This window comes from Micromonospora sp. DT227 (assembly GCF_049841835.1).
In the GTDB taxonomy this organism is placed as follows: domain Bacteria; phylum Actinomycetota; class Actinomycetes; order Mycobacteriales; family Micromonosporaceae; genus Micromonospora.
On sequence record NZ_JBNCLA010000006.1, the window covers coordinates 389,577 to 414,643 of the forward strand.

At 74.7% G+C, this 25,067-nt stretch carries 22 protein-coding genes; 8 read left to right on the forward strand and 14 right to left on the reverse strand.

What is annotated here, in order from left to right:
- Window positions 1-63: 63 nt before the first annotated feature.
- Together ACLQ2W_RS22565 and ACLQ2W_RS22570 are read right to left on the reverse strand one after the other, a co-directional pair.
- Window positions 64-993, reverse strand: coding sequence for a diacylglycerol/lipid kinase family protein (locus ACLQ2W_RS22565; protein WP_425788366.1), 930 nt, complete (start codon window positions 991-993; stop codon window positions 64-66).
- 10 nt (window positions 994-1,003) lie between these two features.
- On the reverse strand, window positions 1,004-1,603 hold the full coding sequence (locus ACLQ2W_RS22570) for a TetR/AcrR family transcriptional regulator (protein WP_425788368.1): 600 nt from the start codon (window positions 1,601-1,603) through the stop codon (window positions 1,004-1,006).
- A gap of 74 nt (window positions 1,604-1,677) precedes the next feature.
- Between ACLQ2W_RS22570 and ACLQ2W_RS22575 the strand changes: the two genes are divergently transcribed.
- Window positions 1,678-2,223 (forward strand): hypothetical protein, encoded by a 546-nt coding sequence (locus tag ACLQ2W_RS22575; RefSeq protein ID WP_425788370.1) that lies wholly within the window; start codon window positions 1,678-1,680, stop codon window positions 2,221-2,223.
- A 43-nt stretch (window positions 2,224-2,266) separates the two neighbouring features.
- Here ACLQ2W_RS22575 and ACLQ2W_RS22580 read toward each other — a convergent pair whose 3' ends face one another.
- Together ACLQ2W_RS22580 and ACLQ2W_RS22585 are read right to left on the reverse strand one after the other, a co-directional pair.
- On the reverse strand, window positions 2,267-3,037 hold the full coding sequence (locus tag ACLQ2W_RS22580) for an SIR2 family NAD-dependent protein deacylase (protein ID WP_425788372.1): 771 nt from the start codon (window positions 3,035-3,037) through the stop codon (window positions 2,267-2,269).
- A complete protein-coding gene (locus ACLQ2W_RS22585) occupies window positions 3,034-3,321 on the reverse strand; it encodes a DUF1905 domain-containing protein (protein WP_357306142.1) in 288 nt (95 codons plus the stop codon). Before ACLQ2W_RS22585 ends, ACLQ2W_RS22580 begins: the two co-directional genes overlap by 4 nt.
- A gap of 119 nt (window positions 3,322-3,440) precedes the next feature.
- Between ACLQ2W_RS22585 and ACLQ2W_RS22590 the strand changes: the two genes are divergently transcribed.
- Both ACLQ2W_RS22590 and ACLQ2W_RS22595 read left to right on the forward strand, forming a co-directional pair.
- The gene (locus ACLQ2W_RS22590; protein WP_425788374.1) at window positions 3,441-4,730 is read left to right on the forward strand and encodes a histidine kinase; all 1,290 of its coding nucleotides are present in this window, start codon (window positions 3,441-3,443) and stop codon (window positions 4,728-4,730) included.
- Window positions 4,718-5,377 carry a response regulator transcription factor gene (locus tag ACLQ2W_RS22595; RefSeq protein WP_405089568.1) on the forward strand — a complete coding sequence of 220 codons (660 nt, stop codon included), beginning with the start codon at window positions 4,718-4,720 and terminating at the stop codon, window positions 5,375-5,377. The genes ACLQ2W_RS22590 and ACLQ2W_RS22595 overlap by 13 nt, the downstream gene beginning before the upstream one ends.
- A gap of 4 nt (window positions 5,378-5,381) precedes the next feature.
- On the opposite strand, the gene ACLQ2W_RS22600 is transcribed toward ACLQ2W_RS22595, so the two are convergent.
- Together ACLQ2W_RS22600 and ACLQ2W_RS22605 are read right to left on the reverse strand one after the other, a co-directional pair.
- Window positions 5,382-7,010, reverse strand: a complete 1,629-nt coding sequence (locus ACLQ2W_RS22600; protein ID WP_425788377.1) for an ABC-F family ATP-binding cassette domain-containing protein — start codon at window positions 7,008-7,010, stop codon at window positions 5,382-5,384.
- 218 nt (window positions 7,011-7,228) lie between these two features.
- A complete protein-coding gene (locus tag ACLQ2W_RS22605) occupies window positions 7,229-7,534 on the reverse strand; it encodes a DUF1330 domain-containing protein (protein WP_107158075.1) in 306 nt (101 codons plus the stop codon).
- A gap of 163 nt (window positions 7,535-7,697) precedes the next feature.
- On the opposite strand from ACLQ2W_RS22605, the gene ACLQ2W_RS22610 reads away from it, so the two are divergent.
- Window positions 7,698-8,030: a putative quinol monooxygenase gene (locus ACLQ2W_RS22610; RefSeq protein WP_405089570.1), complete on the forward strand. Its 333-nt coding sequence runs from the start codon at window positions 7,698-7,700 to the stop codon at window positions 8,028-8,030.
- A 54-nt stretch (window positions 8,031-8,084) separates the two neighbouring features.
- Here the strand turns inward: ACLQ2W_RS22610 and ACLQ2W_RS22615 are convergent, their stop codons facing one another.
- A complete protein-coding gene (locus tag ACLQ2W_RS22615) occupies window positions 8,085-8,930 on the reverse strand; it encodes a S1 family peptidase (protein WP_425788379.1) in 846 nt (281 codons plus the stop codon).
- 410 nt (window positions 8,931-9,340) lie between these two features.
- Between ACLQ2W_RS22615 and ACLQ2W_RS22620 the strand changes: the two genes are divergently transcribed.
- Entirely contained in the window at window positions 9,341-10,783 is a 1,443-nt protein-coding gene (locus tag ACLQ2W_RS22620; protein WP_425788381.1) for an endo-1,4-beta-xylanase, read from the forward strand.
- A gap of 128 nt (window positions 10,784-10,911) precedes the next feature.
- Here the strand turns inward: ACLQ2W_RS22620 and ACLQ2W_RS22625 are convergent, their stop codons facing one another.
- Together ACLQ2W_RS22625 and ACLQ2W_RS22630 are read right to left on the reverse strand one after the other, a co-directional pair.
- Window positions 10,912-12,486: a Na+/H+ antiporter gene (locus ACLQ2W_RS22625; RefSeq protein ID WP_425788383.1), complete on the reverse strand. Its 1,575-nt coding sequence runs from the start codon at window positions 12,484-12,486 to the stop codon at window positions 10,912-10,914.
- A 76-nt stretch (window positions 12,487-12,562) separates the two neighbouring features.
- Entirely contained in the window at window positions 12,563-13,183 is a 621-nt protein-coding gene (locus ACLQ2W_RS22630) for an L-threonylcarbamoyladenylate synthase (RefSeq protein ID WP_107158079.1), read from the reverse strand.
- A 96-nt stretch (window positions 13,184-13,279) separates the two neighbouring features.
- On the opposite strand from ACLQ2W_RS22630, the gene ACLQ2W_RS22635 reads away from it, so the two are divergent.
- Together ACLQ2W_RS22635 and ACLQ2W_RS22640 are read left to right on the forward strand one after the other, a co-directional pair.
- The gene (locus ACLQ2W_RS22635; protein ID WP_425788386.1) at window positions 13,280-13,543 is read left to right on the forward strand and encodes a hypothetical protein; all 264 of its coding nucleotides are present in this window, start codon (window positions 13,280-13,282) and stop codon (window positions 13,541-13,543) included.
- 267 nt (window positions 13,544-13,810) lie between these two features.
- Entirely contained in the window at window positions 13,811-16,837 is a 3,027-nt protein-coding gene (locus tag ACLQ2W_RS22640; RefSeq protein ID WP_425788388.1) for a glycosyl hydrolase, read from the forward strand.
- 46 nt (window positions 16,838-16,883) lie between these two features.
- Here the strand turns inward: ACLQ2W_RS22640 and ACLQ2W_RS22645 are convergent, their stop codons facing one another.
- The 4 genes from ACLQ2W_RS22645 to ACLQ2W_RS22660 all read right to left on the reverse strand — a co-directional run bounded on the left by ACLQ2W_RS22645 (window position 16,884) and on the right by ACLQ2W_RS22660 (window position 21,962).
- A complete protein-coding gene (locus ACLQ2W_RS22645) occupies window positions 16,884-17,264 on the reverse strand; it encodes a VOC family protein (RefSeq protein WP_425788390.1) in 381 nt (126 codons plus the stop codon).
- Between the two features lie 9 nt (window positions 17,265-17,273).
- Window positions 17,274-20,102, reverse strand: a complete 2,829-nt coding sequence (locus tag ACLQ2W_RS22650) for an FAD-binding and (Fe-S)-binding domain-containing protein (RefSeq protein ID WP_425788392.1) — start codon at window positions 20,100-20,102, stop codon at window positions 17,274-17,276.
- Between the two features lie 110 nt (window positions 20,103-20,212).
- Window positions 20,213-21,001 carry a nucleotidyltransferase domain-containing protein gene (locus tag ACLQ2W_RS22655; RefSeq protein ID WP_425788394.1) on the reverse strand — a complete coding sequence of 263 codons (789 nt, stop codon included), beginning with the start codon at window positions 20,999-21,001 and terminating at the stop codon, window positions 20,213-20,215.
- Window positions 21,002-21,044: 43 nt separating this feature from the next.
- Complete coding sequence (locus ACLQ2W_RS22660; RefSeq protein ID WP_107158137.1) at window positions 21,045-21,962, reverse strand: diacylglycerol/lipid kinase family protein; 918 nt, start codon at window positions 21,960-21,962, stop codon at window positions 21,045-21,047.
- A 431-nt stretch (window positions 21,963-22,393) separates the two neighbouring features.
- Here ACLQ2W_RS22660 and ACLQ2W_RS22665 point away from each other — a divergent pair, with 431 nt between their 5' ends.
- The gene (locus tag ACLQ2W_RS22665) at window positions 22,394-24,457 is read left to right on the forward strand and encodes a M4 family metallopeptidase (protein ID WP_425788396.1); all 2,064 of its coding nucleotides are present in this window, start codon (window positions 22,394-22,396) and stop codon (window positions 24,455-24,457) included.
- Between the two features lie 132 nt (window positions 24,458-24,589).
- Here ACLQ2W_RS22665 and ACLQ2W_RS22670 read toward each other — a convergent pair whose 3' ends face one another.
- Window positions 24,590-25,039 carry a YbaB/EbfC family nucleoid-associated protein gene (locus tag ACLQ2W_RS22670; protein ID WP_425788398.1) on the reverse strand — a complete coding sequence of 150 codons (450 nt, stop codon included), beginning with the start codon at window positions 25,037-25,039 and terminating at the stop codon, window positions 24,590-24,592.
- Window positions 25,040-25,067 lie beyond the last annotated feature (28 nt).

Below are 25,067 nucleotides of genomic sequence, written 5' to 3' on the forward strand. Positions count from 1 at the left end.
CTGCGGTTTCCGCGTCGCACGCTACCCCCGGCGTCGGCGGCCGGCACGTCGAGGCCGGGCCGGTCAGCGGTCCGGGCTGTCCGCGGGCGCCATCAGCCGCAGCGCGTTCGGGTCGAGGCCGATGCGCACCGGCGTCCGCCCGTACGGTTCGCCGTCGACCTCGATCCGGGCCGGCGGGTCGGTCTCCAGCCACAACTGACGCACGGCCAGGAACGGCTCGTCGCGCAGCGTGCGACGCCGGCCGGCCGCCGCGTTGCGGGCCGTGTCGCGCAGCAGCCCGCGCCGGCTCGGCCCACCGACCGGGTACGCGACCAGCAGCCGGTCGTCGGCGTTGGCGTCGGCGGTGATCGGCCGGCCGGCGTGGAAGCCGCCGTTGGCCACGTACACCTGGTGGGTGCGGAACGCGTGGTCCCGGCCCTCGGCGCGGACCGTCACGCGCAGCGGGCGGTGCCGGGTCAGCAGCCCCAGCGCGGTCAGCGGATAGGCGAGTCGGCCCACGGCGCGCTTCAGCCGGGGCGGCGCGGTCAGCATGATGTCGGCCGACAGCCCGATCCCGACGTGGTTGGTGAACCGGGTGTCGCCGATCAGGCCGAGGTCGACGTCGATGACCTTGCCGTCGGTGAGCACGGCGATCGCCGCGTCGAGGTCGAGCGGGACGCCGACGGTGCGGGCGAAGTTGTTGGTGGTGCCCAGCGGCAGCAGGCCCAGGGCGACGTCCCGGTGGGCGAGCAGCCGGGCCGCCGCGCCGACCGTGCCGTCGCCGCCGCCGGTGACCAGCAGGTCCGGGCCGAGGTCGGCGGCCTCGGCGAGCACCCGGTCCAGCTCGCCCGGCCGGTCCACCGGGTACGCCCCGAGCAGCGTGAACCCGGCCGCGCGCAGGCGCGCGTGGACGGTGTCGTAGAGCCGGCGGCCCCGGCGGGAGTGGGCGTTGACCACCAACGCCGCCCGCCGTCGTTCCCGGATCGCCGTCGACAGCTCCTGTTTGGTCCGCACGGGTGCGACCCTATCCGCCGACGTCGGTGTCCGACCCCTCGGCGAGCTGGTCGAGGTGCGCGGCGAGCAGCTCGCGGATCCGGGCCGGCGGCATCCGGTCGGGATGCAGCAACGCGTGCAGCGTGAGGCCGTCGAGCAGGGCGTGCAGCCGGGCGGTGGCGGCCTCGTCGGCCGGTTCCGCGCCGGTGAGCAGCGCGACGGCGAGTTCGGCGGCCCGGCGTACGCCGTCGTCGGCCTCGGTCATCCGCTCGCGGGCGGCGGGGTCGACAGGCACCCGGGCGGCGAGCAGCAGCCACACCTCGGCCTCCCGCGCCCGTTGCCGGTCCAGCGGGAGCAGCTCCTCGAGCATCCGTTGGACGACCTGCCGGGTGGGGCCGGTGCGGTCCCCGGCGGCGAACCGCTCGGTCGCCTCGGCCATCACGTGTTCCATGGCGAAGACCAGCAGCTCGGTCTGGGTCGCGAAGTAGTGCCGCAGTGCGCTGGGCGACCACCCGGCCTCGGCGGCGATGCTGCGCACCGTGGCGGCGCCGACGCCGTCGCGGTAGACGACCCGCCACATCGCCGCGGCCAGCTCGGCGCGGCGGGCGTCATGGTCGACGATCTTGGGCACGGACCCCTCCGGCGGCGGGTGGACGACTGTTGCTACGGTTGTTGTCGCACAGCGTACTAAAACCTGGAGGCCGCATGCTCATCGGAGTGATCATCGCCTGTGAGGTGGCGTTCTGGCTGTTCCTGGTCGCCGGGCTGGTCGCCCGCTACCCGCTGCGGCGGCCCCGCCTGGGCGCCGCGCTGCTGCTCGCGGTGCCCGCCGTCGACCTCGTGCTGCTGGCCGCCACGATGATCGACCTGCGCGGCGGGGGCACCGCCACGTTCGCGCACGGCCTCGCCGCCGCGTACCTGGGCTTCTCCGTCGCCTTCGGGCACAGCATGGTGCGCTGGGCCGACGAGCGGTTCGCCCACCGGTTCGCCGGCGGCCCGCCGCCCCGCCGGGCCCCCCGCCACGGCTGGGCCCGGGCCCGGCACGAGTGGCGGGAGTGGGGCAAGGGCATGCTCGGCTGGGCGGTCGCCTGCGCCGTGCTGCTCGGCGGCGCCGCGCTGGTCGGCGACGCCGAGCGGACCGGGGAGCTGTGGGCCTGGGCCGGCCGGCTCACCCTGGCCATGGCGGCCTGGCTGGTGTTCTGGCCGGTCGCCTACACCGTGTTCCCCAAGCGGGCGCCCCGCGACGTCTGACGCTCACCCCGCCTTCGGTGACCGTCGGACGGTCCACGCTCGCTCAGTCGGCGGGCGCGTCGGGCCAGGCGGCCCGGACCAGCGCCGGCAGCACCTCGCCGGCCGGCCCCCGCAGGTTGACCGCGCAGACCGCGTCCAGTGGCGTCGGCACCGGGTTGACCTGCACGACCGGCGCGCCGAGGCGGGCCGCCACCAGCGGGATCTCCGCGGCGGGGTGGACCAGGGCCGAGGTGCCGACGGTGAGCAGCAGGTCGCAGCGGGACGCCGCCTCGACCGCCGCCGCCAACGCCGCCTCGGGCAGCGCCTCACCGAACCACACCACGCCGGGCCGGACCGGTGCGGCGCAGTGGGCGCAGGCCGGCGGGTCGAGCGGCCCGGTCGGCTCCCCCGCGTCGTCGGGCAGCGGCGCCGGCCGGGCGCACCCGGAGCAGCGGGGCGCGAACAGGCTGCCGTGCAGGCGGACCGGGGCGACGGCACCGCCCCGCTCGTGCAGGTCGTCGACGTTCTGCGTGACCACCACGGTGTCCGGCAGCCGGGCCTGGATCGCGGCCACCGCCCGGTGCCCCGGGTTCGGCGCGGCACGGCGCACCCCGTGCCGCCGGCCCTCGTACCAGCCCCAGACCAGGGCCGGGTCGGCGTGGAACGCGGCCGGGGTGGCCAACTGCGCCGGGTCGAAGCGCTGCCAGAGGCCGACCTGCGCGTCCCGGAACGTCGGCACGCCGCTCTCGGCCGACATGCCGGCGCCGGTGAACACCACCGGCCGGGTCGCGGCGGCCAGCAGCCGGCCCGCCGCGGCGAGGTCGCCGGCGCTCACCCGTCCACCGTCAACCGGACGCCCACCCGGTCGCCCAGCTCGATCCGCTCCGCGCGACGCACCGCCACCTTGAGCGGCAGCACGTAGCGGCCGTCCTTGGGCCACAGCGACGTCCGCCAGTCGGTGGCGCCGATCCGGACGCCGACCGGGACCATGCCCCAGCCGTAGCTGACCGAGGCGGCGGCGGTCGCCAACGCCGCGCACTGCTCGTCGGGCACGGTGACGAAGTGGTAGGGCGCCGGGCCGCGCCAGAACCACACCTCGCCGCTGAACGCCAGCTCCATCCGATCAGGATAGGGACGGGGTACGACGTGCCCGGCCCGGCGGGGTGGGGCCAGCCCCACCCGACAACCGGGGTCTGGACGGCTGGGCCGGCCGGCCGCCGCCTGGCTAGCGTCAGCCCATGACCGAGGACCGACCGTCGTACCTGGCCGGGGCGTTGCGCCGGCGCCGATACCTGCGCTCCGCCTGGCCGTGGCGGGCCCTGGCGTACGCCGTGACCACCCTGCCGGTCGCCGGCGTGCTGGCGGTGGCGGCCGGCGTGCTCGCCGCGCCGCTGCTGCTGGTGGTGAGCGCACTGCGGCAGGGCCGGCCGGTCGACGTCCCGGTCCTGGTCGTGCTCACAGTGGTGTCGCTGGCCGGGCTCGCCGTCGCCCCGCTGGTCGGCGCGCCGGTGGCGGCGGTCGAGCGGTGGCGGCTCGGCCTGGTCGACGGCCGGCCGGTACGCGCGCCGGGGCGGCGTGGCCCGGCCGCCCGTTGGACCGGCGCCGCCGCCTGGCGGGAGGTCGCGTACGCCGGCTGGCTGGGCACCGTCGTGCCGGTGGCGTACGGCACGTTCGCGCTGCTGGTGCTGCTCGACGCGGCGCTCGTCGCCGGCCCGTGGCTGGCCGGCGGCGAGGACCGGATCGTGCTGGTCTGGGCCACCGTCGACTCCCCGGCCGGGGCGGTCCCGTACGCGGTCGCCGGGGTGCTCGCCGTGCCGGCCCTGGTCTACCTCGCCGGCCTGCTGGTCGCGGGGCAGGCGGCGGTGGCCCGGTGGCTGCTCGACGACGCGCCCGACGCCACCGCGCTGCGCGAGGTGACCCGGTCCCGGGCCCGCCTGATGGGCGCGTACGAGGCGGAACGCCGCCGCATCGAGCGGGACGTGCACGACGGCGCGCAGCCGCGGTTGACCAGCCTCACGCTCCAGCTCGGGCTGGCCCGCCTCGACGTGCCGGACGACTCGCCGGCGGCGCGACCGCTGGACCTGGCGCACGAGCAGGCCAAGGAGCTGATGGTGACGCTGCGCGGCATCGTGCAGGGCCTCCGCCCGCCGCAGCTCACCGATCTGGGGCTGGCCGGCGCGGTCGGCGACCTGGCGGCCCGCTCGACGGTCCCGGTCACCGTGCGCGCGGAGCTGCCCCACCCGGTGCCGGAGCTGGTCGAGACCACCGCCTGGTACGTGGTCTCCGAGGCGCTGGGCAACGTGGCCCGGCACGCCCGCGCGACGCGCGCCGTGGTGCGGTTGACCCGGACCAGCCACCTGCTGGTGGTGGAGGTCGAGGACGACGGCCGGGGCGGCGCCGACCCGGCGCGGGGCACCGGCCTGACCGGGCTCGCCGACCGGGTGGCCGCGGTGGACGGCAGGTTGCTGCTGGCCAGCCCGGCGGGCGGGCCTACCCTCGTGCGGGTGGAGCTGCCGTGCCGTCCGTGATCCGGGTCGTCCTCGCCGAGGACGAGGTCCTGCTGCGGGAGGGTCTGGTCGGCCTGCTGACCCGGTTCGGGTTCGCGGTGGCCGCCGCGGTCGGTTCCGCCCCGGCGCTGCTCGACGCCGTCCGCACGCACCGGCCCGAGCTGCTGGTGACCGACATCCGGATGCCGCCGGAGCACCGGGACGACGGCCTGCGCGCGGCGGTCACGCTGCGCGCGGAGCGGCCGGATCTCGCGGTGGTGGTGCTGAGCCAGCACGTGCAGAGCGGGTACGCGGCAGCGCTGCTGGACAGCGGCGACGGCCGGCGGGTCGGCTACCTGCTCAAGGACCGGGTGGCCGACGTCGCCGAGTTCGCCGACACGCTGCGCCGGGTGGCCGCCGGCGGCACCGCGGTCGACCCGGACGTGGTGCGGCACCTGCTGCGCCGCCCCCGCGACCCGCTCGACGCGCTCTCCCGCCGCGAGCGGGAGGTGCTGGGGCTGGTCGCGGAGGGGCACTCCAACGGCGCGATCGCGGCCCGGCTGCACGTGACCGAGGCGGCGGTCGGCAAGCACGTCGGCAACATCCTGGCCAAGCTGGACCTGCCGCCGGACCAGGACACCCACCGCCGGGTGCTGGCCGTGCTCGCCTACCTGCGCGCCGAAGGTTGACGGGCTACCCTTCCGGGCCGCCGGTCCCGGTCAGGGCGCCGTCGGCCAGCCGCAGCCACCGGTCCACGCCGAGGTCGGCCAGGAACCGCGGGTCGTGGCTGACCACCAGCAGCGCGCCCCGGTAGCCGCCGAGCGCACCCGCCAACTGGGCGACGCTGTCCAGGTCGAGGTTGTTGGTGGGCTCGTCGAGCAGCAGCAACTGCGGCGCCGGCTCGGCGTTCAGCACGCAGGCCAGGGTGGCGCGCAGCAGCTCGCCGCCGGAGAGCACGCGGACCGGCAGGTGCACCCGGTCGCCCCGGAACAGGAACCGGGCCAGCAGGTTCATCCGCTCGGCGTCGGCCAGGCCGGGCGCGAAGGCGGCCAGGTTCTCCGCGACGGTACGCGCCGGGTCGAGCAGGTCCAGCCGCTGCGACAGGTACGCCACCCGCCCCTCGACCCGGGTGGCGGTGCCGGCGGCGGGCTGCTGGTCGCCGCTGACCAGGCGCAGCAGCGTCGACTTGCCGGTGCCGTTCGCGCCGGTGAGCGCGATCCGCTCCGGCCCCCGGACGGTCAGGTCGATGCCGTCGAACACCTGACGGCCGGCGTACTCGGCGCGCAGCCGCTCGCCGTGGAAGACGGTCCGGCCGGCCGGCACGGCGGTGTCGGGCAGGTCGATCACGATCTTGTCGTCCTGGCGGGCGGCCCGGCTGGCCTGGTCCAGCCGGTGCTGCGCGTCGCCGACGCGGGCGGCGTGCGTCTCGGCGGCCCGGCCGGCGGAGACCTGGGCGTCCCGCTTCAGGCCACCGGCGACGATCCGGGCCAGCCCGGCGTCGGGCAGGTTCCGGGCGGCCGTGGCGGCGCGGCGGGCGGCGCGTTCCCGGGCCTGCTGGAGTTCGCGCTTCTGCCGCTTGAGGTCCTGCTCGGCGCCGCGGACCTGCCGCTGAACCACCTCGCGCTCGGCGCGCACGGCCTGCTCGTACGCGGTGAAGTCGCCGCCGTACCAGCGGAGCTCGTCGGGGGCCAACGCGGCGATGCGGTCCATCTCGTCCAGCAGCGCCCGGTCGTGGCTGGCCACCAGCAGGCAGCCGGTCCAGCCGCGCAGCACCGCCGTCAACCGCTCGCGGGCCGCCTCGTCGAGGTTGTTCGTCGGCTCGTCGAGCAGCAGCACGTCCGGGCGCCGCAGCAGTTGCCCGACCAGCCCCAGGGAGATCACCTGACCGCCGCTGAGCGTGCCCAGCCGGCGGTCCAGGGCCAGCCCGCCGAGGCCGAGGCGGTCCAGCTCGGCGTGGGTGCGCTCCTCGACGTCCCAGTCGTCGCCGACGGCGGTGAAGTGTTCCTCGCGGGCGTCACCGGCCTCGATGGCGTGCAGCGCGGCGACGGCCTGGTCGACGCCGAGGACCTGGGCGACGGTCTGGTCGACGGCGAACGGCAGGTGCTGGGGCAGGTAGCCGAGCACGCCCCGGACGGTGACCGCGCCGGCCGTCGGGCGCAGCTCGCCGGCGATCAGCCGCAGCAGGGTGGTCTTGCCGCTGCCGTTGGGCGCCACCAGGCCGGTACGGCCGCCGGGCACGGAGAAGGTCAGGTCGGTGAGGACCGGAGTGTCGTCCGGCCAGGAGAAGGAGAGCGCGGAGCTGACGACGTAGGCGTCGGACATGATCAACCTCAGGAGGGAGGGCCGCGGGCGCGGTGCGCCGGCGTGGAAAGGGGACGACGAAGGGGGCCGCGGCGACGGCGCGGGATGCGCGCGTCGGCGGCCGTCCGGGGCTCTCACCCGGAGATGTCGTCGTCACCTGCCATGACCACTCCGATCCTCGACGGACCGGTAAACCCTAGCTCACCGGCGGGCCGCCCGGGGCCGGCCGGTGGCGTCGGTCAGGCGGGCCAGGCGTGGCCGATCCCGTCGAGCAGCAGGACCACCCCGTCGGTGGCCGCCTCCCGGTCCCGGGAGATCGCCTGGTACTCCGGCGAGGCGGACCAGCGCTCGAAGTCCTCCCGGCTGTCGAAGGACATGAGCACCACCTTGTCGTGCGGCCAGTCGCCCTCCACCACGCGGGGGGCGGTGTCGGCGGCGAGCAGCCGGCCGCCGTGCCGGGCCAGCACCGGGAGGAAGGCGGCGACGTAGCGGTCGTAGCGTGCCCGGTCGTGGACGGTGAGCTGCGCGAGGGCGTAGACGGTCACCGGTTCAGGCTACCGATCGGTAGACGCGCCCGATGCCCTCCGTCGGGCCGGCGGCCCCGGCGGCCAAGGGCGGCGTACCGCGCTCGTCGTCGGCGGCCGGGCGGGCGGGCTGTGGGGGCCGGTGACCAGGGATCGGGGCGCCCGGCCTGGGTAGCCTGGACCCATGATCTTCATCACCGCCAAGTTCCGGGTCCGGCCGTCCGACGCCGACCGCTGGCCGCAGATCGCGGCCGACTTCACCGAGGCGACCCGGGCCGAGCCCGGCTGCCTGTGGTTCGACTGGTCCCGCAGCCTGGCCGACCCCACCGAGTACGTGCTGGTCGAGGCGTTCCGCGACGACGAGGCCGGTGCCGCGCACGTGCAGTCGGCCCACTTCCGCGAGGCCCAGCGCACGCTGCCGCCGCACCTGGTCGAGACGCCGCGGGTCGTCAACGCGACAGTGCCGCAGCAGGACTGGTCGCGCCTCGGCGAGATGGCCGTGCCGGGCGACGACTGACCCGGGCGCCGGCCGGGCCGGACGGACGGTCGGCGCCCGCCCGGCCCGCGCCGGTCACGGGATGCTGAGGCCGTACGCCGCGAGGATCTCCAGGATCGGCTGGTAGTAGCTGGTGCCGCCGGTCGTGCAGTTGCCGCTGCCGCCGGAGAGGATCCCGAGCACCGTGCCGGTCGCCGCCACGTAGAGCGGGCCACCGCTGTCCCCCGGCTCGGCGCAGATGTTCGTGCGGATCAGCCCGGTGACGCTGCCCTCGGCGTAGTTGACTGTCGCGTTCAGCCCGGTGACCGTGCCGCAGCGGACGCCGGTGGTGGCGCCGCTGCGGCAGACCGTCTGCCCGACGTACGCGTTGCCGGCGGCGGAGATGGTCACCTGGCCCGGGTAGGTGTACACGGCACTGGGATGGGTGACCGTGCCGGTGTAGCGGACCACGCCGTAGTCGTTGCCGGGGAAGCTGCTGCCGGTCCGGCTGCCCAGCACCGTGGTGCGGGCGCTGTCGGCGTACCAGGTCGCGCCGAGCGTGGTGCAGTGTCCGGCGGTGACGAAGTACCAGGCGCTGCTGCTGCGGACGTTCACGCCGAGCGAGCAGCGCCCGCCGCCGCTGTAGATCGCCTGGCCGCCGGCGATGAGCGGGCGCAGCCGGCCGGGCTCGTGCCGCAGCACCGCGCCGGATCGGGTGGCGGCGCGGCGCACCGCGGCCAGCGCGGCCCCGCGTACCGTGTCGTCGACGGTGACGGTCAGGCGGCCGGTGGCCGGGTCGTGGCCCCAGGCGGTGCCGACGGTGCGCGCCTCGGCGAGCGGCGCCGGCGCCGGTGGCGGCGTCGACGCGGCGGCACGGGCGGCGGCCGGGGTGGCGGCCAGCAGGGCGGTGAGGACGAGGACGACGAGCGACGGTCGGCGCATCCGGAGAATCCTTCCATCGGTGGAAGTCGATTCCGTTCAGCATCGACCCCGACCCGCCGGCGTTCAAGCGCCGGCCGACGTCCGGTGCCGGACAGCGGCGCGAAAGGGCCGTCTCGGCACGCCCGGCGCCGAAACTTCCGGAGCCGGCACGCCGGTCGGGTCGACCGCCCAACCCGCATCTTCACGCCCTCGGCCGCCGGCTCGCCGGGCAAACTCGGGTATCGACGGCGTTAAGTTTTCGGAACGGTTCCGGTAGGCTCTTCGGCCAGGGATCTGCTTCGATCGACCCACGGTGGCGGGGAGTCTCTCCCCATCCCGCGCGGCCTCCGGGCGGCCGCGCACGAGCCGACACCGTGACGGGCGGTGGTCGGGGCGACCTCCCATTCGCCCACGCTAGGAAAGGCTTTCACATGGACAAGGTGCTCGCCCGCGACAGCGGAAGCGCGGCAGCCCGGTCGCGCCCGCGTGCCGCGGTGGTGTCGATCGTGGCCGGAGCCGCGGCCGTGGCCGCGACGATCGCGGTGGCGACCAGCGCCAGCGCCGGCACGACGCTCGGCGCGTCGGCGGCGGAACAGGGCCGCTACTTCGGCACCGCGGTGGCCGCGTTCAAGCTGTCCGACAGCACGTACGTCGGCATCCTGAACCGCGAGTTCAACATGGTCACGCCGGAGAACGAGATGAAGTGGGACGCCACCGAGCCGTCCCAGAACCAGTTCAACTACTCCAGCGCCGACCGGATCGTGGCGCACGCCCAGGCCAACGGCATGCGGGTGCGCGGGCACGCGCTGGCCTGGCACCAGCAGCAGCCGGGCTGGGCGCAGAGCCTGTCCGGCACCGCGCTGCGCAACGCCATGGTCAACCACATCACCCAGGTCGCCACGCACTACAAGGGCAAGATCTACGCCTGGGACGTGGTCAACGAGGCGTTCGACGACAGTAACGGCGGCCGGCGCGACTCCAACCTGCAACGCACCGGCAACGACTGGATCGAGGTCGCCTTCCGCACCGCCCGCGCCGCCGACCCGGGCGCCAAGCTCTGCTACAACGACTACAACACCGACAACTGGACCTGGGCCAAGACGCAGGGCGTCTACAACATGGTCAAGGACTTCAAGGCCCGGGGCGTGCCGATCGACTGCGTCGGCTTCCAGTCGCACTTCAACAGCGGCTCGCCCTACCCGGGCAACTACCGCACCACGTTGCAGAACTTCGCCGACCTCGGCGTCGACGTGCAGATCACCGAGCTGGACATCGAGGGCTCCGGCAGCACCCAGGCCACCGCGTACGGCAACGTGGTCAAGGACTGCCTCGCCGTGGCGCGTTGCAACGGCATCACGGTCTGGGGCATCCGCGACAGCGACTCGTGGCGGGCCAGCGGCACGCCGCTGCTGTTCGACGGCAACGGCAACAAGAAGGCGGCGTACACGTCGGTGCTCAACGCGCTGAACGCCGGTGGCACCACGCCGCCGACCAGCGCCCCGCCGACCAGCGCCCCGCCGACCAGCACGCCGCCCACCACCACGCCGCCCACGTCGGAGCCGCCGTCGACGCCCCCGCCGGCCGGCGCCTGCACCGCGACGCTGACCACCAACCAGTGGCAGGGCGGCTTCGTCACCACCGTGCGGGTCACCGCCGGGGGAAGCCCGCTCAACGGATGGTCGGTGTCGGTGACGCTGCCCGCCGGCTCGTCGGTCACCAACGCGTGGAGCGCGCAGGCCAGCGGCTCCAGCGGTGCGGTGACGTTCCGCAACGTCGACTACAACCGCCAGGTCGGCGCCGGCGGCAGCACCGAGTTCGGGTTCCAGGGGACGGGCACCGCCCCCGCCGGCACCGCGAGCTGCACCGCCGGCTGATCCCTCTCCCCTCTCCCCTCTCCCGCTTTCCCCCTGTTTCACGGAAAGAGTGGCTATCCGGGCCCGGATAGCCACTCTTTCCGTGAATCGGGCGCGGGCGGGGGCGGGGCTGGCCATCGACGCGACGTTCAGTCCTCCAGCTCGGGGCCGAGCAGTCGCAACTCCTCGATGTCGGTGGCCGCCTGGAGTTCCCGCAGCACCGCCTCGTCGATCTGGTTGGTGTTGCGCAGCCGGGTCACCGCCTGACGCTTGCGGTCCAGCATCTCCAACTGGAGGCGCCGGGCCAGCTCCCGCTCCCGGTCCGTCGCCTCGTCGCGCGGGTTGCGGACGTCGTCCAGGTGGTTCTGGTAGCCGGCGCGGAGCCGCTCCACGGTGTCCGGCGCGACGCCCAGCTCCGCGGCGGTTCCCGGCAGCGCCTCCAGCACCGCCTCGGTGGCCCGGATCCGGGCCACCCGCATCTCGTCCGCGCGCTCCCGGTCACCGGTCAGCCCGGCCCAGCCCACGACCGCGGGCAGCGTGGTGCCCTGCACCACCATGATCAGCACGATCACCACCACGGTGACGAAGATGATCAGGTCACGTTCGCGCACCGGCGTGCCGTCGTGCGTGGCCACCGGCACGGCCAGCGCCGCCGCGAGCGAGACCGCGCCCCGGAACCCGGCCCAGCCCGCCGCGGTACGCATCCGGGCGTCGAAGTGGCGCGACCGCCGCGACTCCCGCCGGTCCACGCGTTGCAGCGCCGAGACCGACAGGTGCACCCAGGCCAGCCGGGTGACCACGACGACCAGCGCCACCCCCACCGCGATGCCGAACGACGCCACCGGCGAGTGGCTGGTGATGCTGCGCAGCGAACGCGGCACCTGCATGCCCAGCAGCACGAACAGGCTGCCGTTGATCATGAAGGTGGAGAGGTCCCAGAACGCGTACGCGGTGACCCGGGAGCGGGCCCGGATCACCCGGGGGCCCGCCCACGACAGCAGCAGGCCGGAGACGACCACCGCGAGCACGCCGCTGGCGTGCACCGCGTCGGCGAGCAGGAACGCGACGAACGGGGTCATGATGCTCAGCCCGCCCTCGCGCATCGCGTCGTCGACGTGTTTGCGGATCAGCACGACCAGCCCGCCGACGAGCAGCCCGGCGGCCACCCCACCCAGCGACTTGCCGACGAACTGCCCGGTCAGCGAGAACGCCCCGGGCACCTTCCCGCCCGCGATCACGCCCACCGCCACCGCGAACAGCACCAGCGCCGTACCGTCGTTGACCAGGCTCTCCGCGCGCAGCGTGGTGAGGATGCCCCGCGGCATCCGCTTGGCCAGGCCGGCGACGGCGGCGGCGTCGGTGGGCGCCAGGACCGCGCCGAGCACCCAGGCGGCGGCCGGTTCCACCCCGAGGGCCCGGGTGACGTACGCGACCGCGACCATCGTGATGATCACCAGCGCGACGGCCAGCAGCACGATCACCGCGAGGTTGGCCCGGATCTCCCGGAGGCTGATCACCAGGCTCTCCCGGTAGAGGATCGCCGGCAGGAACAGCACCAGCACCACCTCGGGTTCGAGGACCACGTTCTCGAACGGGGGCAGCAGGCCGAGCAGCGCGCCCATGGCGATCAGCAGCACCGGCGGCGCGACGCTGTACCGGCCGCCGATGGTGGTGCCGACGAGCACGGTGGCACCGAGCACGCCGATCAGCACCAGTGCGTCCACGCCGTACCCCCGTCACCGTCCGCCGGAACCACCGTGCCGCACCTCGTGGGCCCGGTGCGGCGGAACGGGCCGATCGCTACTCGAAGCGGGACGGGTCGCCGGCGCCCCGGCGCAGGATCTCCGGCTCCGGGCCGGACAGGTCGACCACGGTGGTCGGTTCGAGCCCGCAGTCCCCGGCGTCGACCACGGCCTCGACCAGGTGGTCGAGGCGTTCCTTGATCTCCCAGCCCTGGGTCATCGGCTCCGTCTCACCGGGCAGCAGCAGGGTGCTGGAGAGCAGCGGCTCGCCCAGCTCGGCGAGCAACGCCTGGGTGACGGTGTGCTTCGGCACCCGCGCGCCGACCACCCGCCGGCGCGGGTCCTGCAACCGGCGCGGCACCTCCGAGGTGGCCGGCAGCAGGAACGTGTAACTGCCCGGGATCACGGACTTGACCTGCCGGAAGACCGCGTTGCTGAGCTTGACGAACTGACCGAGCTGGGCGAAGTCGGCGCACACCAGCGTGAACGGGTGCCGCTCGTCGAGCCGCCGGATCTCCCGGATCCGCTCCACGCCGGCCCGGTTGCCGAGCCGGCAGCCGAGCGCGTAGCAGGAGTCGGTCGGGTAGACGATCACGCCGTCGGACCGGAGCAGGTCCACCACCTGCCGGATCACCCGGGGTTGGGGGTTGTCCGGATGCAGGTCGTAGTACCGCGCCACGCCGGCCAGCCTATGCCCCTTCCCGATCATCCGCAGGTTTGCCGGGGGCCGGTTCCGGAAACAGGTGGGGGCCGTTCACCACAGGGGGGATCGACCATGTCCGAATCCAGCACCGACCGCGCCGCTGCCCGTCCGGCGGAGGTGACCGACCCACTGCTGTGGGATCTGTCCGCCGCGGTGGCCGACGCGCACCAGCCGGACGCGGAGCGGGCGTGCGCCAGCCCGAGCTGCGCCGGCGCCGCTTGGCCGTGCGCCGCCTGGGACACCGCGCAGGCGGGGCTGAGCGCCGCCTGGCCCGGGTCGTCCGCGACCGGCGCGTCACCCAAGGAGGCCCCTCAGCGCCTGGCCCCCGCCGCCTGACCCATCCCACCACCCACCCCACCTCCGCCCTCACTCACATTCACGGAAAGAGTGGCTATCCGGGCCCGGATAGCCACTCTTTCCGTGAAAAAGGGGGCGCTCGCGGGGGTGTGGGTGGGGCGTGAGCGGAGGTGGGAGAGCGCTCTCTTGGGCAACAAAACATTGACGGACGCGTAACCGGAACCTAACCTCGCTTCTCAAGAGAGCGCTCTCTCAAACCGTCAGACCACCATCCGGACACCACCTTCTCCTCTGAAGGGGACCTCCATGACACTCCCCCTGCGGGACGTCTCCCCCGGCGCCGCACCGCCGCCGACCCCTCCCCCGTCCACTCCCCGGCGCCGCCGGGCCGTCGCCCTCGCCGCCGCGTCCCTGCTGGCTGCCGGCCTGCTCGGCGTCGTGGTCGGCGGTGGCGGCACCGCCACCGCCGGCACCGTCGGCGCGGGCAGCTACACCGAGACGCTGCCGCCCGGGGCCGTGCTGCCCAAGGGCTGCGGCACGATCAGCACCAACCCCCGCATCTTCGCCACCGCCGACGCGCCGGCCGGCGCGATCCCCACCAACGACTGGTGGTCCTCGCTGATCTGGAAGCGCAACAACTGCGGGACCAGCGAGAACCTCCAGGCCCACCCGCTGGCGTTCAAGGCCGAGAACAACGGGCTCGGCTTGTCCTACACCACCACGCCGGCGATCAGCGGCACCGCGACCGGGGTCGGCGAGTACCACTACCCGTACACCGAGGACGTCCGCGTCGGGGTGGCCGGGCTGGCCGCGCCGGTGGTCAAGGCCGCCGACTGGACCGACTGGACCGTCACCGCCGACTGGAGCGACGGCAACCGCAGCATGCGGGCCACCATCGGACACGGCCTGCCGTTCAGCTACTACACCGTGACCGGCGGCGGCGCCGCGCAGCTCACCGCCACCGCGACGCCGACCGTGTGGCGCAACTCCGGCGCCACCATCGGCTTCACCGTCAACGGCCACGACTACGTCGCGTACGGGCCGACCGGGTCGACCTGGACCGTCAACGGCGCCGGCATCAGCTCCACGCTGGCCGGCAAGGGCTACTTCTCGGTGGCAGTGCTGCCCGGCGGCGCGGACAAGGCCGCCCTGGCCGACACCTACGGCCGGTACGCCCACGCGCACGTCACCGGCACCCGGATGAGCTACGCCTACGACCCGGCGACCGGCTCGGTGCGCACCACCTACGCGTTCACCACCACGCCCCGCGAGGGCACCGAGACGAAGACGGTGGTGGCGCTCTACCCGCACCAGTGGCGCAGCCTCACCGGCGCCACGCCGATCACCCCGACGTACGTCTCGCCCCGCGGCGCCATGCGGGTGCTCGCCGGCGTGCCGTCGTTCACCACCTCGATGCGCTTCACCGGTGTGCTGCCCGAGGTGCCGGCCGTCGGCGACGCCACCGGCGCGGACCTGAGCACGGTCACCAACTACCTCAACGCCGAGCTGGCCAACCCGGAGGGGATCAGCGGCAAGGACACCTACTGGGCCGGCAAGGGCCTCGGCCGGGCCGCCCGGATCGCCGAGATCGCCGACCAGCTCGGGCTCACCACGGTCCGCGACGCAGCCGTGGCGGCCATGAAGACCCGGCTCACCAACTGGCTCACCGCCGGCTCCGGCGAGACCGGCCAGCTCTTCTACTACGACCGCAACTGGGGCACGCTGATCGGCTACCCCGCGTCGTACGGCTCCGACGAGGACCTCAACGACCACCACTTCCACTACGGCTACTTCGTCGCCGCGGCGGCCACGGTGGCCAAGTTCGACCCCGGCTGGGCCGACAACACCCGCTACGGCGGCATGGTCGACCTGCTCATCCGCGACGCCAACAACTACGACCGGGCCGACGGGCGCTTCCCGTACCTGCGGGACTTCGACATCTACGCCGGCCACGACTGGGCCTCCGGCCTGGCGCCGTTCTTCGCCGGCAACAACCAGGAGTCCTCCTCGGAGGGGATGAACTTCGCCAACGCCCTGATCCAGTGGGGACAGGCCACCGGCAACACCGCCGTCCGGGACGCCGGCGTCTACCTGTGGACCACGCAGTCGGCGGCCATCTCGGAATACTGGTTCGACGTGCACGACGAGAACTTCCCGGCCGGCTTCGGCCACAAGACCGTCGGCATGGTGTGGGGCGACGGCGGCGCGTACGCCACCTGGTTCTCCTCCGCGCCGGAGATGATCCAGGGCATCAACATGCTGCCGATCACCGGCGGGCACCTCTACCTGGGCGACCACCCGGACTACGTCAAGGCCAACTACGCCGAGCTGCTCACCAACAAGAACGGCCCGCCGACGGTGTGGCAGGACATCATCTGGGAGTTCCTGGCGCTCGGCGACGGCGACGAGGCGTTGCGCAACTTCCGGGCCAACAGCACGTTCGCCAGCGAGGAGGGCGAGAGCAAGGCGCACACGTTCCACTGGATCCGCAACCTGGCCGCGCTCGGCAACGTGGACACCACGGTCACCGCGAACCACCCGCTGGCCAAGGTGTTCCGCAAGGGCACCGCACGCACCTACGTGGCGTCGAACATCACCGCCGCGCCGCTGACCGTCACGTTCTCCGACGGCACCCGGCTCGCCGTGCCGGCCGGGAAGACCGCCACCTCCGGGGCGTACACCTGGAGCGGCGGCAACGCCACCGGCGGCGTGACCGTACCGACCGGTCCCCCGCCGACCGGCACGCCGACGCCCACCCCGACCACCCCGACGCCCACCCCGACCACCGCCAGCCCGACGCCGACCACCGCCAGCCCGACGCCGACCAGCCCGAGCCCCAGCCCGAGCACCTCGACGCCGACGCTGGAGCCGACCCGCTACCTGGCTGCCGGCGGCGGGCTGGACGGCACCGCCGGCCCGGCTGGCACGGTCACCGTCGTCGCCGCGAACGGCAACCACGACGGGACGCCGACCAGCCCGCAGGTCTTCACCGCCACCGGGCTGACCGGCACGTACACCGGCGGGACCACCGCCTTCGACCTGGGCGTCGACGCCGGCATCGCGGTCGGCAACGGCGTCCAGGCCCGGGTCTCGTACGACCTGACCGGTGACGGCAGCTTCGACCGGGTGGAGACCTACCGGTACTTCGCCACCGACCCGATCGTCGGGTTTGAGCGTTACCGCCAGACCCAGGGCCTGGCGTCGGCCACCGGCGCGCTGGGCAACCTGGCCGGCGGCACGGTGAAGGTCGAGGTGTGGAACGCCATCGGCAACAACCCCACCACGGTCGGCACCGGCGACCGCTCGACGATCACCCTGCCCTACTCCCGGTGACCGAGGACCGGTGCCCCGACCCGTCGACGGGTCGGGGCACCGGCCGTCACGGCCAGCGGCTGGCGGTGGCCTCGAACCGCTCCGGGTCGCTGGCCACCGGGATGACACAGACGAGGTGACCGCCGGGGGCGCGCAGCACGTGGCAGTCCTGCCAGCGGGAGACCGGGGTGGCACCCAGCCCGCGCAGCCGCTCGACCTCGGCGGGCACGTCGTCGGTTTCGATGTCGAGGTGGTGCCGGGGCGTGTCGTCCACCGCCTGCACGGCGGTGACCAGGCCCGGCACCACGTCGGCCAGGTCGGTGAACTCGGGCTCCGACGGGTCGGTGCGCACCTCGGCGCCGAGCGCGGCGGACCAGAACGCGCTCACCTCCCCGGCCGACTCCTGCGGCGCGTCGATGATCAGGGCGTACAGGCGGGACCGATGCATCGCCCGAGCCTAGACACGATCGCCGTGCCCGGCAGCCCCGCCGGATCCGACGGTCGCCTCGGCCAGCAGCTCCAGCAGGTGCCGGTACGGCTGCCCGGTGGCCCGCGTCAGGCCGATCTCGCAGGTGCGGTTCACCGAGGCGTACCCGTCGAACGGGCGGGCCGTCACGGCGGCGGCCTCGGCGCGGGTCGCCGACGCGGTCAGCTCCGGGTGCAGCAGCCCCCGGTCGCCGGCGAAGCCGCAGCACTGCCAGCCCTCCGGGACCACCACCTCGTCGGCGACCGCCCGGGCCACCGTGAGCACCGCGTCGTCCAGGCCCAGCCGCACCGACGAGCAGGTCGGGTGCAGCGCCAGCGAGCCGAGCCGGCGGCGCACGGTCAGCCGTGGCAGCAGCGTGGTGGCCGTGAACTCCACCGCGTCGACCACGCGGAGCCCGCCGGCGTCGGCGAGCAGCCGGTCGAAGCCCTCGGTGCAGGAGGCGGCGTCACTGACCACCGGCAACGCGCCGTCCCGGCTGGCCGCCCGCAGCACCGCCGGCACCCGGTCCCGCACCGACCGCCACCCGTCGGTGAGGCCCTTGGACGACCAGGGGGTGCCGCAGCACAGGTCGCCGACGCCGGCCGGCACGAGCAGGCGTACGCCGGCCCGGTCGGCGAGCGTGCGCAGCGCGTCGGCCACGCCGGTCCCGCCCTCGGCGGGGGCGAACAGCGTGCCGAGGCAGGACGGGACGAAGACCGCGTCCGGCTCGTCGGCCGGGTGCGGCCGGCGGGGCGTGCCGCCGCGCGGCAGGTCCCGCCGCCACTGCGGCACCCGCTCGGCGCCCAGCACGGCGCGGGCCGCCCGGGTGGCCGCCTCGGGCAGCGCCGGCGGCAGCGCGCCGGCCAGGTCCAGCCCACGGGCCATGCCCCGGGTGGTGGCGCCCCAGCGTCGGGCGGCGCCCCGCCAGCCGGCCCGCGCCGCCCGGCCCTGCTCCTCGGCGCGCAGTCGCTTGACCAGGTCACCGGTGTTGATCAGCACCGGGCAGGCGGTGGCGCACATGCCGTCCACGGCGCACGTCTGCACCGCGTCGTAGTCGTACGCGTCGGTCAGCTCCCGGGCCAGCGCGGCGTCGCCGGCGGCCTCGGCGGCGGCGATCTCCCGGCGCAGCACGATGCGCTGCCGGGGCGTGGTGGTCAGGTCGCGGCTGGGGCAGACCGGCTCGCAGTAGCCGCACTCGACGCAGCGGTCCACCTCCTCCTCGACGGTCGGCACGGTCTTCAGGTGCCGCAGGTGCACCGTCGGGTCGTCGCTGAGCAGCACGCCCGGGTTGAGCACCCCGTGCGGGTCGCAGAGCGTCTTCAGCTCCCGCATCACGTCGTACAGCTCGTCGCCGAACTGTCGGCGCACGTACGGGGTCATCACCCGGCCGGTGCCGTGCTCGGCCTTGAGCGTGCCGCCGTGGCCGAGCACCAGGTCGACCAGTTCCTCGGTGAAGTCGGCGTAGCGGGCCGGGGCCGCGCCGTCGGCGAACCGCTCGTTGAGCATGAAGTGCAGGTTGCCGTCCTTGGCGTGCCCGAAGATCACGCTGTCGGCGTAGCGGTGGTGGCCGAACAGGTCGGCCAGCGCCGCGCAGGTGTCGGCGAGCGCCGCCACCGGCACCGCGATGTCCTCCAACAACGCGGTGGTGCCGGACGGGCGGGCGCCGGCCACCGCCGCGTACAGCCCCTTGCGGATGTGCCACAGCGCGGCCCGGGCGGCGGGCTCGCCGCTGAGCCGGGCCGGGGTGGTCAGCGGCAGGTCGGCCAGCACCGGCCCGGCGGCGGCGACCCGGTCGGCCAGCGCGTCCGGCGCGGACTCCTGCCACTCCACCAGCAACGCGGCGTGCCCGCGCACGGCCAGGGCGCGCAGCGCGGCGTCCGCCTTCGGGTCGCGCTGGGCCACCCGCAGCGCGGCGGCGTCGAGCAGCTCGACCGCCGCCGGCCCGGCGGCCACCAGCGCCGGCATGGCGGCCATCGCCGCGTCGAGGGAGTCGAAGACCAGCAGGCCGGTCGCGGCGTGCCGGTGCACGGGTACGGTGCGGAACGTCGCGGACGCGACGAACGCGAGCGTGCCCTCGCTGCCCACCACCAGCCGGGTGAGGAGATCGGCCGCGTCGTCGTGGTCGAGGAACGCGTTGACGCCGTACCCCATGGTGTTCTTCATGGCGAACTGGGCGCGGACCCGGCGCACCGAGTCGGGGTTGCCGCGGACCCGGTCGCGCAGCCGGAGCAGGCCGGCGTGCAGCGCCGGCTCGGCGGCGCGCAACCGGGCGTCGGCGTCCGGGGCGCCGGTGTCCAGCACGGTGCCGCTGGGCAGCACCAGCACCAGCGACTCCAGCGTGCGGTAGGTGTTGGCCTCGGTGCCGCAGGTCATGCCGCTGGAGTTGTTGGCGACCACGCCGCCGACCGTGCAGGCGGACTCGCTGGCCGGGTCCGGGCCGAGCCGGCGACCGTGCGGCGCGAGCCGCGCGTTGACCTGCCGCAGCACCACGCCCGGCTGCACCCGCACCCGCCGCCCGTCGTCGAGCACCGTCAGGTCGCGGAAGTGCCGGCGGACGTCGACGAGCAGCCGGTCGGTGACCGCCTGGCCGCTGAGGCTGGTGCCGCCGGAGCGGAACGTCAGCGGCGTGCCGGTGCGGCGGCTGTGCGTCAGCAGCGCGGCGACCTGGCCGGCGTCGGCCGGGGTGGCCACCGCACCGGGGTGCAGCAGGTAGTGCGACGCGTCGTGGGCCAGCCGCAGCCGGTCCGCGGCCCGGGTGCTCACCCCGCCGGGCACCGCCGCCTCCAGCCCGGCCCGGACCGACGCGCTCAACTCTCCCATGATCACCAACCTCCCGACCCCACCCTAATCCCGTCCCCGGTCCGCCCCGGTCGGTCGGGCGGCGATCATGAGGTTGGCCGCGACAATCCGGACGGCGGCGGCCGCCAACCTCATGATCGTCGGGGGTCGCCGTCGGCGGTGAGGCAGGACAGGACGCGGCGCTGGAACGCGCGGGCGGCCGGGCCGGTCGGGGGCGGGGCGCCGCGGCGGGCGGCGACCGCCCGGTGGATCAACGCGGCGTCCGGGTCGGTGGCGGCCACCCGCAGGCCGGCGTCGACCTTGCCCAGCCAGACCCCGTCGCGGTGGCGCACCAGCGCGCGGCAGGCGCCGAGCACCGCGTCCTCGGCGCCCGGCGCCGGCCCGTCGCCGGGCGGTGTGGGCCGCGCCAGCCACCAGCGCAGCGCGTCCACCAGCAGCGCCCGCAGCGCCGCCGGGGACGGGTCGGCGACGACGTCGGCGGCGGGCGCGCCGAGCAGGGCCAGGCCGGACTGGCGCAGGATGCTGCGGTCCAGCGCGTACCAGAACCGCCCGTCGGCGGCGGGCCGGTCGGCCGGGTCGAACGTGGCCCGGAACGCCATCGCGGCGCCGGTGTTCAGCTCCACCTCGAAGCCCGGCTCGGGCGTGCCGGAGGCGGCCACGTCCCGCCGGTAGACGACCAGCTCCAGGCCGCGCGCCGGGCAGGGCAGCGCCTCGTGCCGCAGCCGGTCCACCAGCGCCCGCTTCGCGGCGGCCGGGACGGGGCCGGCGACCAGCAACGCCACGTCCACGTCGCTACGCCCCGGCTGGTAGGCGCCCAGCCCGACCGAACCGGCCGCGTACGCGCCGGTCAGGTCGTCGCCGAGCACGCCGCGGGCACGCTCGACCAGGTCGGCGAGGTAGTCGCGGACGTCGTCACGCATGCCGGCATCCTGCCTCGGGCGGTCACCGGCGAGGACGGCCGGGTCAGTCCACCGGCTCCGGGCAGCAGACCGTCAGCCCGCCCGGCACCACCTTGACCTTCAGCCGTTTCGCCGTGCCCCGCGCGCCGCCGTCCAGCTCGTACGTCTTCGGCGCGGCGAACCGTACGGTGATCTTCCGACCCCGGGTGATCCGCACGAACGGCGACTCGTCGGAGCGCCCGGCGGCCATCCGCCCCAGCGTGCGGGCCCAGTCCACGGCGCCGCTGGCGGTGGCGACGCCCACCTCGAGCGCGCCGTCGTCGGGCCGGGCGTCGTCGAAGGCCGGGATGCCGCCGGTGATGGTGCCGACGTTGCCGAACAGCACGCAGCTCGCCTCGCCGTCGAACCAGTCGGCGCCGTCCACCCGGACGCGGGTGCGCACGCACTCGCCGCGCACGTGCCGCAGCCCGGTCCAGACGTAGGCGACCCGGCCGAGCCGGCTCTTGAGCCGGCGGTCCGCGTCGCGGATCAGGTCGCCGTCGAACCCGGCGCCGGCCATCACCGCGAAGTGCTCCCCGTTGATCCGGCCGAGGTCCAGCCGGCGGCGCGGGCCGTGCAACGCGACCCGGACCGCCTCGGGCAGGTCGGCGGGGATGCCGAGGTTGACGGCGAAGAGGTTGGCGGTGCCGGCGGGCAGGATGCCCATCGGCACGTCGGTGCCGGCCAGCGCGTCGGCACAGCGCTGCACCATGCCGTCGCCGCCCCAGACCAGCACCAGCTCCGCACCCTCGTCGAGGGCGGCGCGGACCCGCTTCGGCGCCTTGCGGCTCTTCGGCACCTCGTACCAGAGCAGCCGGCCGACGCCGGCGCCGACGAGGCGGGCGCGCAGCTCGTCCAGGCCGCCGCCGAAGGTCTTCTTCCGGTGGGCCACGACCGCGATCACGCCCGTGCGGGCCGGGCGGTCGGTGGTGCTCGTTCTCATGGCGTCCTCGTACCCGGAGCGCGCCCGGCCCACGCCTGCCGCCGGGACCGGCCCGGCCGCCCGTCCACGCTGAATCTATGTGCACCGATTGCGTAGAGCGGCAATCCTCGCATCTCGGACCGGCCACCGTCCATGGGCGACAATGTTCACCCTGATCAGGGGCTATTGAAGATCATGGCTTCCTGAATTCGCGTCGACGGCCGACTGTCCGGCAGGTGTCGGTTGCCCCGGTCACCCATTGCTCCCGGCTCGCACGCCGTGTGATTGTGCACCCAACGAGCCGCCGACCCCCGACGGCCCGGACGGTCGATCTGTCGACCCGGAGCCACGCCGGCAGCTCCGGTGACCAACCGTCACCCCGCCTCGCACCATCGCGCCGCCCGTCCCCACCGGGCTCCGTGCGGCGCGCCTAGGAACAGGAGCACACCCTCTTGAAGCTCTCACCCCGCCTCGCCGCGCTCACCGGCGCGGCCGCGGCCGGCGTGCTGGCCGCCGGCACCGCCGCGGCCGTGCAGGCCGCGCCCCCCGGGCCCGCCGCCCCGAACCCCGCCCAGGCCCGCGCGACAGCCGCCGACTCGGCCCGCGCGCTGGTCGCGAACCGTCCCGCCTACCTGCAGGCCGGCTCCGACGACGCGTTCGTGCAGAAGCCCGTGATCTCCTCCGAGGGCACCCAGTACGTGCCCTACGAGCGGACCTACCGGGGCCTGCCGGTGGTCGGCGGCGACTTCGTGCTCGCCACCGACGCCGCCGGCAACCTGAAGTACGCCTCGGTCGCCCAGCAGCGGCCGATCGGCGCGCTCGCCACCACCCCCAAGCTGACCTCGGCCGCCGCCGCGAAGACGGCGCGTGCCCAGCTCAAGACCGTCAGCGCGGTCGAGGGCACCACGCTCGTGGTCTACACGCTCGGCGCCAGCCCGACGCTGGCCTGGGAGACCACCGTGCGCGGCACCGGCGCGGACGGCGCCAGCCGGCTCACCGTGGACGTCGACGCCCGTACCGGGGCGGTGCTGCGCAAGCAGGAGCACATCGTCAACGGCACCGGCACCGGCACGTGGAACGGGCCCAGCCCGCTGACGCTGAACACCACCCAGTCGGGCAGCACGTACACCATGAAGGACCCGACCGTCACGAACCTCAGCTGCCAGGACGCCGCGAACAACACCACGTTCAGCGGCACCGACGACGCCTGGGGCAACGGCACCGGCACCAACAAGGAGACCGGCTGCGTCGACGCGCTGTTCTCCGCCCAGACCGAGCACAAGATGCTCAACCAGTGGCTGGGCCGCAACGGCGCCGACGGCAACGGCGGCTACTGGCCGATCCGGGTGGGCCTGAACGACCAGAACGCCTACTACGACGGCAGCCAGGTCCAGATCGGCAAGAACACCGCCGGTCAGTGGATCGGCTCGCTCGACGTGGTGGCCCACGAGATCGGCCACGGCATCGACGACCACACCCCCGGTGGCATCTCCGGCGGCGGCACCCAGGAGTTCGTGGCGGACACGTTCGGCGCGGCCACCGAGTGGTTCGCCAACGAGCCGTCCAGCTACGACGCGCCCGACTTCCTGGTCGGCGAGAAGATCAACCTGGTGGGCTCCGGCCCGATCCGGAACATGTACAACCCGGGAGCGCTCGGCGACCCGAACTGCTACTCCAGCAGCGTCCCCGGTGGCGAGGTGCACGCCTCCGCCGGGCCGGGCAACCACTGGTTCTACCTGCTGGCCAACGGCAACAGCCCGACCAACGGGCAGCCGTCCAGCTCGACCTGCAACGGCGGCAGCGTGACCGGCCTGGGCATCCAGAAGGCCATCAAGATCATGTACAACGCGATGCTGCTGAAGACCTCGTCCTCGTCGTACCTGAAGTACCGCACCTGGACGCTGCAGGCGGCGAAGAACCTCTACCCGAGCGGCTGCACCGAGTTCAACACCGTCAAGGCGGCCTGGGACGCGGTCAGCGTGCCGGCGCAGTCGGGTGACCCGACCTGCTCCGGCGGCGGCACCCCGACGCCCACGCCGACCACCTCCACCCCGCCGTCGGGCGGCTGCTCCGGCAACAAGCTGGCCAACCCCGGCTTCGAGTCGGGCAACGTGAACTGGACCGCCTCGTCCGGCGTCATCACCACCGACAGCGGCCAGGCCGCGCACGGCGGCTCGTACAAGGCGTGGCTCGACGGCTACGGCTCCTCGCACACCGACACGCTCAGCCAGTCGGTCAGCATCCCGGCCGGCTGCCGGGCGACGCTGAGCTTCTGGCTGCACGTCGACAGCGCGGAGTCCACCACGAGCACCGCGTACGACAAGCTGACCGTCAAGGCCGGCAGCACCACGCTGGCGACCTACTCCAACCTGAACAAGGCCACCGGCTACGTGCAGCGGTCCTTCGACATCTCGTCGCTGGCCGGCACCACCGCCACCATCTCGTTCAGCGGCGTGGAGGACGCCTCCCTCCAGACGTCCTTCGTCGTCGACGACACCGCGGTCAACCTGAGCTGACCGCAACGCGAGCGGCCGGTCGTCGTCCTCGGAGACGGCCGGCCGCTCCGTCGTCTCCGGTGACCGGCCGCCGCGGGGCGCTGACCGCCGATCAGGCCGGACGGGCGAGCGGCGTGGGACGCTGGCCGCTGATCAGGCCGGGCGGGCGGCGCGGGACGCGGCGGCGCGGTCGCGGCGGATCCGCGCGGCCACCTCGTGCATCGTCGCGCTGAACAGCTCCGCCTGGTCGGGCAGCCCGCCGAGCCGGGCGGCGAGCGCGTCGGCGTCCGCCCGGGCCGAGGCGCTGACCTGGGCGTCCAACTCGGCGAGCGCGGCGTTGACGGCGGCGACGACGTGCCCGCAGAGCGCCTCCAGCGGCTCGCCGGCCAGCTCCGGGTCGACCGCGACGGAATGCAGCCGGCCACCCTGGACGGCGACCGCGCGGACCCGGCCGCCGGCCGCGGCGCCCTCGGCCCGCAGCAGGTCGCCCGGCTCGCCGTCGGCGTGCACGGTGGCCCGGGACCGCATCGCGGCCAACGCCTGCTGCGTGCGGGTCAGCAGCTCGTCGAGGCTCACGGCGGCCGAGAACGCATCGTTGGTCATATCCGCGCTTTCTTCACGTCTTAGCCAA

Excerpts from the sequence above, each read along its gene's own strand:
- ACLQ2W_RS22660 (WP_107158137.1), bottom strand. The coding sequence starts at position 21,962 with ATGAGAACGAGCACCACCGACCGCCCGGCCCGCACGGGCGTGATCGCG.
- ACLQ2W_RS22590 (WP_425788374.1), top strand. The coding sequence starts at position 3,441 with ATGACCGAGGACCGACCGTCGTACCTGGCCGGGGCGTTGCGCCGGCGC.
- ACLQ2W_RS22635 (WP_425788386.1), top strand. The coding sequence starts at position 13,280 with ATGTCCGAATCCAGCACCGACCGCGCCGCTGCCCGTCCGGCGGAGGTG.
- ACLQ2W_RS22645 (WP_425788390.1), bottom strand. The coding sequence starts at position 17,264 with ATGCATCGGTCCCGCCTGTACGCCCTGATCATCGACGCGCCGCAGGAG.
- ACLQ2W_RS22620 (WP_425788381.1), top strand. The coding sequence starts at position 9,341 with ATGGACAAGGTGCTCGCCCGCGACAGCGGAAGCGCGGCAGCCCGGTCG.
- ACLQ2W_RS22640 (WP_425788388.1), top strand. The coding sequence starts at position 13,811 with ATGACACTCCCCCTGCGGGACGTCTCCCCCGGCGCCGCACCGCCGCCG.
- ACLQ2W_RS22585 (WP_357306142.1), bottom strand. The coding sequence starts at position 3,321 with ATGGAGCTGGCGTTCAGCGGCGAGGTGTGGTTCTGGCGCGGCCCGGCG.
- ACLQ2W_RS22575 (WP_425788370.1), top strand. The coding sequence starts at position 1,678 with ATGCTCATCGGAGTGATCATCGCCTGTGAGGTGGCGTTCTGGCTGTTC.
- ACLQ2W_RS22670 (WP_425788398.1), bottom strand. The coding sequence starts at position 25,039 with ATGACCAACGATGCGTTCTCGGCCGCCGTGAGCCTCGACGAGCTGCTG.
- ACLQ2W_RS22615 (WP_425788379.1), bottom strand. The coding sequence starts at position 8,930 with ATGCGCCGACCGTCGCTCGTCGTCCTCGTCCTCACCGCCCTGCTGGCC.
- ACLQ2W_RS22600 (WP_425788377.1), bottom strand. The coding sequence starts at position 7,010 with ATGTCCGACGCCTACGTCGTCAGCTCCGCGCTCTCCTTCTCCTGGCCG.
- ACLQ2W_RS22610 (WP_405089570.1), top strand. The coding sequence starts at position 7,698 with ATGATCTTCATCACCGCCAAGTTCCGGGTCCGGCCGTCCGACGCCGAC.
- ACLQ2W_RS22655 (WP_425788394.1), bottom strand. The coding sequence starts at position 21,001 with ATGCGTGACGACGTCCGCGACTACCTCGCCGACCTGGTCGAGCGTGCC.
- ACLQ2W_RS22650 (WP_425788392.1), bottom strand. The coding sequence starts at position 20,102 with ATGGGAGAGTTGAGCGCGTCGGTCCGGGCCGGGCTGGAGGCGGCGGTG.